The sequence below is a fragment of the Micromonospora globosa genome (assembly GCF_000717585.1).
Lineage (GTDB): Bacteria > Actinomycetota > Actinomycetes > Mycobacteriales > Micromonosporaceae > Micromonospora > Micromonospora aurantiaca.
The window spans coordinates 61214-71716 of record NZ_JNZR01000035.1 but is presented as its reverse complement, the minus strand read 5'-3'; the positions used below and the strand labels follow the sequence as shown (position 1 = coordinate 71716).

General features: G+C 72.9%; 8 protein-coding genes. 6 read left to right on the top strand and 2 right to left on the bottom strand.

Annotated features, from left to right (window positions below):
- Positions 1 to 76: 76 nt before the first annotated feature.
- Positions 77 to 802: a helix-turn-helix transcriptional regulator gene (locus tag IF06_RS0126910; protein ID WP_030274327.1), complete on the top strand. Its 726-nt coding sequence runs from the start codon at positions 77 to 79 to the stop codon at positions 800 to 802.
- Between the two features lie 34 nt (positions 803 to 836).
- Here IF06_RS0126910 and IF06_RS0126905 read toward each other — a convergent pair whose 3' ends face one another.
- A complete protein-coding gene (locus IF06_RS0126905) occupies positions 837 to 1238 on the bottom strand; it encodes a VOC family protein (protein ID WP_030274325.1) in 402 nt (133 codons plus the stop codon).
- 182 nt (positions 1239 to 1420) lie between these two features.
- On the opposite strand from IF06_RS0126905, the gene IF06_RS34035 reads away from it, so the two are divergent.
- The 4 genes from IF06_RS34035 (at position 1421) to IF06_RS0126885 (ending at position 6488) form a co-directional block, all read left to right on the top strand.
- Positions 1421 to 1579: a hypothetical protein gene (locus IF06_RS34035; protein ID WP_013286005.1), complete on the top strand. Its 159-nt coding sequence runs from the start codon at positions 1421 to 1423 to the stop codon at positions 1577 to 1579.
- Entirely contained in the window at positions 1576 to 2991 is a 1416-nt protein-coding gene (locus IF06_RS0126895) for a methyltransferase domain-containing protein (protein WP_030274323.1), read from the top strand. Before IF06_RS34035 ends, IF06_RS0126895 begins: the two co-directional genes overlap by 4 nt.
- Positions 2984 to 5029: a sulfatase-like hydrolase/transferase gene (locus tag IF06_RS0126890; RefSeq protein ID WP_030274315.1), complete on the top strand. Its 2046-nt coding sequence runs from the start codon at positions 2984 to 2986 to the stop codon at positions 5027 to 5029. The genes IF06_RS0126895 and IF06_RS0126890 overlap by 8 nt, the downstream gene beginning before the upstream one ends.
- A 175-nt stretch (positions 5030 to 5204) precedes the next feature.
- Positions 5205 to 6488: a citrate synthase gene (locus tag IF06_RS0126885; RefSeq protein ID WP_013286008.1), complete on the top strand. Its 1284-nt coding sequence runs from the start codon at positions 5205 to 5207 to the stop codon at positions 6486 to 6488.
- Between the two features lie 178 nt (positions 6489 to 6666).
- On the opposite strand, the gene IF06_RS0126880 is transcribed toward IF06_RS0126885, so the two are convergent.
- Positions 6667 to 8064, bottom strand: coding sequence for a glycosyltransferase family 4 protein (locus tag IF06_RS0126880; RefSeq protein ID WP_030274313.1), 1398 nt, complete (start codon positions 8062 to 8064; stop codon positions 6667 to 6669).
- A gap of 317 nt (positions 8065 to 8381) precedes the next feature.
- On the opposite strand from IF06_RS0126880, the gene glgX reads away from it, so the two are divergent.
- Complete coding sequence (gene glgX / locus IF06_RS0126875; RefSeq protein WP_030274311.1) at positions 8382 to 10502, top strand: glycogen debranching protein GlgX; 2121 nt, start codon at positions 8382 to 8384, stop codon at positions 10500 to 10502.
- The last annotated feature ends 1 nt before the right edge of the window (position 10503 follow it).

The window sequence follows — 10503 nt, the reverse complement described above, 5'->3', positions numbered from 1 at the left end:
GAGGTTGACGGTGCGACACGCCGGGCCCCGACACCGTCAACTTCATGATCGACGGGGAGGGTGGGAGGGTGGGGGCGTGTACCGGGAGTGGAAGGTGGCGGGGGTTCCGGGCGGGGTGCTGTGGAGCAGCGTCTCGGGCGGGAGTGAGACGCGGGTGCTGCCGGACGGGTGCCTGGATCTGCTCTGGTCCAGCCGGTCCGGGCTGCTGGTCGCGGGTCCGGACCGCACCGCGCACCTGTCGCGGTCGGCGCCGGGGGATCGGTGGATCGGGCTGCGCCTGCCGCCGGGGACCGGCCCGGCCGTGTTCGGGGTGCCGGCCGAGGAGTTGCGGGACCGCCGCGTATCGCTCGCCGACCTGTGGGGCCGCGCCGCCGCCGAGGTGACCGAGCGGGTCGAGGCGGCGCTGGCCGCGCCGGGCGACGAGGCCGCCGGGGTGCTCACCCGGGTCGCCCGCGACCGGCTGCGCGCGGCCGGCGGCCCCGACCCGATCGGCGCGCATGTCGCCGCCCGCCTGGCCGCCGGGGCCACCGTCGCCGCGACCGCCGCCGAGGTCGGCCTCGGCCCGCGCGCCCTGCACCGCCGCAGCCGGGCCCTCTTCGGGTACGGCCCGAAGACGCTGGCCCGCATCCTGCGGATGCGCCGCGCGCTGGACCTGGCCCGCGCCGGTGCGCCGCTCGCCGAGGTGGCGGTGCGCAGCGGGTACGCCGACCAGGCCCACCTGACCCGCGAGGTGCGGGAGCTGGCCGGGGTGCCGCCGACCCGGCTGCTCGCCCCGGCCCGGAGCCACCCGCAGGCGACCTGACCGGCCCGGAAGCGGCCCGCGAGCCGGCTCCCGTCTACTCGGCCGCAGGCAGCGGGGCGAACAGGTCCACGCCGTTGCCGTCCGGGTCGTGCAGGACCGCGTACCGCTGCCCCCAGAACGCGTCCCACGGCGGCATCTCGCCGTGGTGCCCGGCACCGGTCAGCTCGGCGTACCAGCGGTCCACCTCGGACGGGTCGGCGCACCGGAAGGCCAGGCTCATCCGGTTGTTGCCGCCGGACGGGTCGAAGTCGGGGTGGAAGCTGCGGATCACCTCGACCGTGTCCCAGGCCAGCCGTACGCCGTTCGGCAGGGTGACCTCGACGTGCCCTTCCGCCTCGGCGCCGGGCGGGATCGGCAGCCCCAGCCGCCGGTAGAAGTCGAGCGTGCGGGCCATGTCGGTGACCACGGTCCCGACCAGATCGAACTGCGGTGTCATGCCGGCCACGGTAGGCGCGACCGGCCCGGCCCGTCTTGAACGGATCGGACGGGGGACGAGTGGCCGGTGTGGCCGCGCACCCGGACGCCGAGACGTTACGGTGAGGGACAAGTCCGGCTCCGAGCAATAAAGCTCGCATTCCGGGCGTGCTCCGATGACCGGCGAGGGAAGGAAAAGCAGCCGTGACGCATCTGGCCTACCTGGACGCGGGATCCGGCAGTCTCATCGTGCAGGCGGTGGTCGGCGGGGTGGCCGGGGTGGCGGTGGCCGCCAAGCTCTACTGGCGCCGCCTGGTGTCCCGGTTCCGGCGTCAGCCCTCCGACCAGGGCCCGGCGGCGTGACGATCCCCGACACCGGCGTCCGCGTCGAGCCCGGCTCCTTCCGCGACCCCGGCAACCGGGTGTTCCACCGGGGCGAGGAGGTGCTGCGCGGGCTCGACGAGCGCTCCGCCCGGGACTGGCGGGCGCTGTCCGTCACCGACTTCTTCCGGCAGGCCACCAGCACCGGGCAGATCGTCGGCACCGAGGAACTGCCCCCGACCCCTGTCGACGCGCCCTGGACCACGGTGCTGCGGCACGAGCGGATCCCGTTCGTCTCGCACCCCTACGAGTGGTCGTCCGCGATGCTGCGCGACGCGGCGCTGCTGCACCTGGACGTGCTGCGCGCCGCCCTGGAAGCAGGCTTCACCACCAAGGACGGCTCGGCGTACAACGTGCAGTGGCGCGGCGCCCGGCCGGTCTTCATCGACGTCGGCTCGTTCGAGGCACTGCGCGACGGTGAACCCTGGGCCGGCTACCGGCAGTTCTGCCAGACGCTGCTCTACCCGCTGCTCATCCAGGCCCACCTCGGGCTGGACTTCCAGCCGTTCCTGCGCGCCCGCGTCGACGGCGTCGAACCGGACCAGATGCGCCGGCTGTTCGGCGGCACCCGGCGCTGGCGGGCCGGCGTGCCCACCCACGTGCACCTGCACGGCGCCATGCAGGCCCGCAACTCCGCCGCGAGCACCACAGACGTCCGCGCCCAGTTGCGCGCCGCCGGGTTCTCCCGCGAGCTGGCGCTGGCAACGGTACGCGGGCTGACGAAGCTGGTCCGCCGCCTCGACCACCGGCCCGGCGACAGCCACTGGTCGGACTACCAGCGCACCTGCGCGTACTCGGTGCCGGACCGGCAGGCCAAGGAGGAGTTCGTCGACCGGGCGGTGGCCGCCGTCGGTGGCGGCTCGGCGCTGGACCTGGGCGCCAACGACGGCCGGTACGCCCGCATCGCCGCCCGGCACGCCGCGCACGTCGTCGCCGTCGAGCAGGACCCGGCGGTCGTCGACACGCTCTACCGCGCGCTGCGCGAGGAGGGCGAGACACGGATCCTGCCGCTGGTGATGGACCTGGCCGACCCGTCCCCGGGCGGCGGCTGGCGCGGCGTCGAGCGGGCCGCGTTCGCCGACCGGGCCCGCGCGGACACCGTCCTGGCCCTGGCCGTGGTGCACCACCTCGCGATCGGGCGCAACGTGCCGCTGCCCGAGGTGCTCGACCAGCTCACCGCGCTCACCGTCGCCGGCGGCAGCCTGGTGGTGGAGTTCGTCCACCCGGACGACCCGATGGCCCGCCGCCTGCTGGCGAACAAGCCCGACGGCCTGTTCCCGGACTACCGGCGCGACGTCTTCGAGGCGCTGCTCGCGCGCCGGGGCCGGGTGGTCGCCCGGACCGAGCTGCCGTCCGGCACCCGCACGCTCTACCAGGTGGTGGTGGGTGGCTGAGGACACCCTCGCGCCACCTCGCGACCACACGGCCGTCCCGGTCCGGCGGGAACGCCGGCAGTGGTGGCGGGCCGAGGCGGCCCGGCTGGCCGAGGTGGTGGCGCTGGTCGGGCTGGTGGTCACCCAGCCCTTGCTCGACGTGCTCGGCCGCAGCCCCGACTTCTTCCTGTTCCACCGCGCCTCCCGGGCCGACGTGCTGCTGCTGGTCGCCCTGATCGCGCTCGCGCCGACAGCGCTGTTCGCGCTGCTGGGCGCGTTTGCGCTGCCCGCCGGACGCCTCACCCGGGCCGCCGTGCACACCGTGTTCGTGGGCCTGCTGCTCGCCGCGCTGGCGGTCCAGGCCGGCCGGCACGTCACGCCGCTTCGGGGCGTACCCCTGCTCGTCGTCGCCGGTGTGGCCGGAGCCGCCGGCGCGGCCGCGCACCGGCGGTGGCGGGCGCCCCGGCGGGTGCTGCGGGTCGCCGCCGCCGGGCCGCTGGTGTTCGTCGGGCTGTTCCTGTTCGCCTCGCCCGCCTCGGCGGTCGTGCTGCCGCGCGGCGAGGGCGGCGCGGCCGGTGTGGCCGGCGCGGGCGCGCACCCGCCGGTGGTCATGATCGTGCTGGACGAGCTGCCGCTCGTCTCCCTGCTCGGCCCGGACGGCCGGATCGACGCCGAGCGCTACCCGAACTTCGCGGCACTGGCCGGCGGGTCGACGTGGTACCGCAACGCCACCGGCGTCAGCGGCTGGACGCCCTACGCGCTGCCCGCGATGCTCACCGGGCGCTACCCGGAGCGGGAGGCGGCGCCGCACTACTCGCAGTACCCGGACAACCTGTTCACCGCGCTCGGCGGCCTCTACCGGATCAAGGCCGAGGAGAGCATCACCCGGCTCTGCCCGCCGAGCCGCTGCGAGCAGGCCACCACCCCGGAACAGGGGCTCGGCGTGCTGGTCCGGGAGAGCGGCAGGCTGCTCGGACGGATCGCCGCGCCGGTGGACAGCCGGATCGACCCGGAGGACTCCTACCGCGAGCGGACCGCCGCCGAGGCCGGGCTGGACGCCGCCGAGCCGGTGCCTGACGACCCGAAGTTCCGCTGGGACACCCTGGATGACAACCAGCCGGCCCGGTTCACCTCGTTCCTGGCCGGGCTGCGCCCCGACACCCGGCCCACGCTGCACTTCCTGCACCTGCTGATGCCGCACTCGCCGTGGGCGTACCTGCCGTCCGGGGCGCACTACGCGGCGCCGGACGACCTGCCCAACGACGGCGCCGGCTGGGTCGACCTGGCCCGCGCCCGGCACCTCGCCCAGCTCGGCTACACCGACCGGCTGATCGGCGAGACGCTGCGGACGCTGCGCGCCACCGGCCTCTACGACCAGGCGCTGGTCGTGGTCACCGCCGACCACGGCGTCAGCTTCCGCCGGGACTGGCAGGGCCGGGGGATGGACGCCATCGACCACGCCGCGAACGAGGTGGCCTGGGTGCCGATGTTCGTCAAGGAACCCGGCCAGCGCGCCGGACGGGTGGACGACCGCAACTGGGAGCACGTCGACCTGCTGCCCACGATCGCCGACGAGACGCACATGCGGGTGCCCTGGCGGATGGACGGCCGGTCGGCGAAGGCGGCCCCGCGCGAACGGGCCGACAAACGCTTCTACGACCGCCCCGGCCAGCCGGTCACCGTCACCGGCGGCGCGCCCGCCCCGCTCCCGCCGCTTCCCGTCGACCCGCTCGTCGGCACCCGGGTCGGTGACGTGCCGGTCGGCGGGACCGCCGCGGTGGCCAACCGGGACGCGTTCGACGCGGTCGACCCGGCCGGCGGCGGGCTGCCCGCGATGGTCTGGGGCACCGTGCCGGACGGCGTACCCGACGGCACCCGGCTCGCCGTGGCGGTCAACGGCACCGTCGGCGCGGTGGTGCCCGTGGTGCCCCCGGACGCCGCCGGGCGGCGGTTCGCCGCGCTGCTCGCCGACGACCGTCTGTTCGCCGCCGGAGCCAACCGGCTCGACCTCTACCGGGTCGGCGACGACGGGACGCTGCGGCGGCTCACGCTGTCGTGACGGACCTCCCGAGCGTCCCATGGCCGCGCTCCCATCCGGTTTCCGGACCGGCTGGCCGGGAAACAGGTGACGCACACCTCACCCTCAAACCATGACGAGCGGTGTTCTCCGCGCCGTGATTACGGTAGAAGCGAAGGCAATTCAACGAAGATCTTGCCGGCGAAGCGAGGAACAGATGACGGAAGTCAAGCTCGACCACCCCGGTGGGCAGCTGTCGATGCCGGTGCAGTCCGCGGTTGAGGGCCCCGCCGGGATCGGGGTGAGCAAGCTGCTCAAGGAAACCGGGATGACCACGTACGACCCCGGTTTCGTGAACACCGCGTCCTGCTCGTCCGCCATCACCTACATCGACGGTGATGCCGGCATCCTGCGGTACCGGGGTTACCCGATCGACCAGCTGGCCGAGAAGTCCTCTTTCCTGGAGGTCTCCTACCTGCTGATCTACGGCGAGCTGCCGTCCCAGACGCAGCTCACCGAGTTCAGCGAGCGGATTCGGCGGCACTCGCTGCTGCACGAGGAGATGCGCCGCTTCTTCGACGGCTTCCCCCGCGACGCGCACCCGATGGCCGTGCTCTCCTCGGCCGTCAGTGCCATCTCGACCTTCTACCAGGACAGCCTTGACCCGTTCGACTCCGAGCACGTGGAGATGTCCACGGTGCGGCTGATGGCGAAGGTCCCCACCATCGCCTCGTACGCGTACAAGAAGTCGATCGGGCAGCCGCTGCTGTACCCGGACAACTCGCTGGGCTACGTCGAGAACTTCCTGCGGATGACGTTCGGCGTACCGGCCGAGCCGTACGAGGTCGACCCGGTCGTCGCCCGGGTGCTGGACATGCTGTTCATCCTGCACGCCGACCACGAGCAGAACTGCTCCACCTCGACCGTGCGGCTGGTCGGCTCCAGCAACGCCAACCTGTTCGCCTCGGTCTCGGCCGGCGTGAACGCGCTGTTCGGCCCGCTGCACGGCGGCGCCAACCAGGCCGTCCTGGAGATGCTCCAGAAGATCCAGGCCGACGGCGGCGACGTCCGCTCCTTCGTGCAGAAGGTGAAGGACAAGCAGGACGGCGTGAAGCTGATGGGCTTCGGGCACCGGGTCTACAAGAACTACGACCCGCGCGCCGCCATCGTGAAGAAGGCCGCCCAGGACGTGCTCGGCCGGATGGCCAAGCCGGACCCGCTGCTGGACCTCGCGGTGCAGCTCGAGGAGATCGCGCTCGCCGACGACTTCTTCGTGTCCCGGCGGCTCTACCCGAACGTGGACTTCTACACCGGCCTGATCTACAAGGCCATGGGCTTCCCGACGAAGATGTTCACGGTGCTGTTCGCGCTCGGCCGGCTGCCCGGCTGGATCGCGCAGTGGCGCGAGATGATCAACGACCCGGAGACCAAGATCGGTCGCCCGCGGCAGATCTACACCGGCGCCACCGAGCGGGACTACGTCCCCGCCGCCCAGCGCTGAGCGTGCAAGGAAGGGCCCCTTCTTAACGCCTTAGGTAGAGGAGGGGCCCCCTTTTAACACGCGGACGACGAAGGCCGCCGACCCTCTCGGGTCGGCGGCCTTCGTCGTGCGCACCGGGGTGCGGGGGCGTTAATAAGGGGCCCTTCCTCTACCTGAGGCGTTAATAGGGGGCCCTTCCTTACCTCAAGCCGGCGGCGGTGAGGAGGTTGCCCTCGGGGACTCGCGGGCTCGTGTGGCCGTGTGCCATGCGGTGCTGGGCGCGGGCCGCGGTGAACGCCGGGTCGCCGGCGATGGCTGCGGCGTACGCGGCAGCCGTGCGGGACGCGATGGCCGCCCAGCCGTACTGCTCGTGCACCATCGTGCGGGCCCGCCGGGCGAGCGCACGCGCCCGGTCCCGGTCGGACAGCAGCGTGTGCACCGCCTCGGCGAGGCCGTCCGGGTCGTGCGGGGCGAACGTCATCCCGGTGACGCCCGGCTCCACGATCTCGGCCAGCCCACCGGTACGGGCGACGGCGAGCGGCGCGCCCGCGGCGGCCCCCTCCAGCGCCACCATGCCGAACGGCTCGTAGATGCTCGGCACCGCGAAACAGTCCGAGGCGGCCATGACGGCGGGCAGGTCGGTGCCGCCGAGGAACCCGGGCATGCTCACAGTGGCGCCCAGCCCGAGGCGGTGCACCTCGGCCTCCAGTTCCGCCTTGTACGGCCCGTCGCCGACGATCACCGCGCGCAGGCCCGGGTGCCGGTCGCGCAGCCGGGGCAGCCCGGCCAGCAGGTGCTGCACGCCCTTCTCGTACACGAGGCGCCCGGCGAACGTGACCAGCGGGCCGTCGGCGGCGAACCGGGCCCGGGCGGCGGCGACCGCCGACGCGGGCACCCGCCAGCGGTGCGGCTCGACGCCGTTGGGGACCACGTCGACGCGGGCGGCGTCCACGCCGAACAGCGCGCCCACCTCGTCGCGCATGTAACCGGAGCAGACGATCACGCGCCCGGACTCGCCGGCGAGCCAGTGCTCGACGCCGTGGATGGTGCGGTTCGTCTCCTCGGGCAGCCAGCCCTGGTGCCGGCCCGCCTCGGTGGCGTGGATGGTGCTGACCAGCGGCACGTCCAGGTGCTCGCGCAGCGTCATCGCGGTGTGCGCGACGAGCCAGTCGTGGGCGTGGATGACGTCGTAGGTGCCGGAGGAGGCGGCGCGCAGCGCGGCCCGGGTGAGGGTGTGGTTGAACGCCATCGTCCAGGCCAGCAGCGAGCCGGTGGCGAGGGGGAAGGTGACCGGGTCCTCGGCGGCGCGGACGATGCGGACGCCGTCGGCGTACTCCTCCAGGGGAGCGCCCTCGGCGTGGCGGGTGACGACCGTGACCTCGTGCCCGGCGGCGGCCAGGGCGACTGACAGCGCGTGGACGTGGCGGCCGAGCCCGCCGACGAGCACCGGCGGGTACTCCCACGACAGCATCAGGATGCGCCGGGTCCGGGGCGCGGACCCGGCCGGCGACGGGGGCGCCGGGCGGGAGGTGAGGGTGGGCCGGTGGAGCCGGTCCGTCGCGGTGGCGGGCTGAGCGCCGACCCGCAGAGTGGTCACGTGGATCTCCGTCCATGCATGGTGAGGCACGCCGGCTTCGGTGGCGGCGTCGAGCGGTGGTGAGGTGTGGCCGAACGGCCGGGCGGGCCCGCGCGCGCGTGGGCCCGGATCCAGGAAAGTCCATCCGCCGCCGGTCCGCATCTCGAAAAGGGCGATCGTGACGGATGACACCCGAACGTCTATCCGTTCGCACGAGGGCGGATTCGGTTACGGTCCGAACGGGTGGATTGACGGCGGGTACGACTGGGCATCACCGGCGTGCGCATCGGCGGTTCCCCCTGTCCGGTGCGCTCACGATCATGGGCCGAAGGAGCGACATGCAGGTCTGGCCGGGCGAGAGCTACCCCCTCGGCGCCACGTACGACGGGATGGGCACCAACTTCGCGATCTTCTCCGAGGTGGCGGAGAAGATCGAGCTGTGCCTGTTCGACGAGTGGGACATCGGCACCGAGCGGCGGGTGGAGCTGCGCGAGGTCGACGCGTACGTCTGGCACGCCTACATCCCCGGTGTCGAGCCCGGCCAGCGCTACGGCTACCGGGTGCACGGGCCGTGGAACCCGGCCGAAGGGCTGCGCTGCAATCCGCACAAGCTGCTGCTCGACCCGTACGCGAAGGCGGTCGACGGGGAGATCACCTGGGATCCGTCGGTCTACGACTACGAGGTCGGCGGCGACCCGGACCGGATGAACACCGCCGACTCGGCGCCGTACATGCCGAAGTCGGTGGTGGTGAACCCGTACTTCGACTGGGGCAACGACCGGCCGCCGCGCACCCCGTACCACCACTCGGTGATCTACGAGGCGCACGTGCGCGGCCTGACCATGCGCCACCCGGGCATCCCGGAGGAACTGCGCGGCACGTACGCGGCGATCGCCTCACCGGTGATGATCGAGCACTTCAAGCGGCTCGGCGTGACGGCGGTGGAGCTGATGCCGGTGCACGAGTTCGTGCACGACCACCGCCTGGCCGACCTGGGGCTGCGCAACTACTGGGGCTACAACACCATCGGCTTCTTCGCCCCGCACCACGGCTACTCCGCGCTGGGCCGCCTCGGCCAGCAGGTGCAGGAGTTCCGGGGCATGGTCAAGGCGCTGCACGCCGCCGGCATCGAGGTCATCCTCGACGTGGTCTACAACCACACCGCCGAGGGCAACCACCTCGGGCCGTCGCTGAGCTTCAAGGGCATCGACACCCCGAGCTACTACCGGCTCTCGGAGGACGACCGGCGCTACTTCGTCGACTACACCGGCACCGGCAACAGCCTCAACGTCCGCAGCCCGCACTCGCTGCAACTGATCATGGATTCGCTGCGCTACTGGGTCACCGAGATGCACGTCGACGGCTTCCGGTTCGACCTGGCGGCCACGCTCGCCCGCGAGTTCTACGAGGTGGACCGCCTGTCCACGTTCTTCGAGGTGGTGCAGCAGGACCCGGTGGTCGGCCGGGTGAAGCTCATCGCCGAGCCGTGGGACGTGGGCCCCGGCGGCTACCAGGTCGGCAACTTCCCGCCGCAGTGGACCGAGTGGAACGGCAAGTACCGCGACACCGTCCGCGACTTCTGGCGCGGCGAGCCGGCCACGCTCGCCGAGTTCGCCTCCCGCATCTCCGGCTCGGCCGACCTCTACCAGGACGACGGCCGCCGCCCGTTCCACAGCATCAACTTCGTCACCTGCCACGACGGGTTCACGCTCACCGACCTGGTCTCCTACAACGACAAGCACAACGAGGCGAACGGCGAGGACAACCGGGACGGGGAGAGCCACAACCGGTCCTGGAACTGCGGCGTCGAAGGCGAGACCGACGACCCGGGCGTACGCGCGCTGCGTGCCCGGCAGCGGCGCAACTTCCTGGCCACGCTGATCCTGTCCCAGGGCGTGCCGATGCTCGGCCACGGCGACGAGCTGGGCCGCACCCAGCGCGGCAACAACAACGCCTACTGCCAGGACAGCGAGATCGCCTGGGTCGACTGGGACCGGGCCGACGACGAGCTGCTGGACTTCGTCCGCCGGCTCACCGAGTTCCGCAACCGGCACCAGGTGTTCCGCCGCCGCCGGTTCTTCACCGGCCTGCCGGTGGGCGGCCGGGCCGCCGGGTCCGGACTGCCGGACCTGGCCTGGTACACCCCGGACGGCCGGGAGATGACCGGCGAGGACTGGGGCAACGACTTCGGCCGCTCGGTGGCCCTGTTCGTCAACGGCGACGGCATCGGCGAGCGCGGCCAGTACGGCCAGCGCCACCGGGACGACTCGTTCCTGCTGCTGTTCAACGCGCACGACGCGCCGCTGGACTTCACGCTGCCCGGCGAGGAGTTCGGCACCCGGTGGGAGCTGGTGATCAGCACCGCGGAACCCGATCCGGAGAAGACGACGCTCGTCGAGGCGGGCGGCACGGTCTGCGTGCCGGACCGTTCGCTGCTGGTCCTGGAGAGGACGGCCTGAC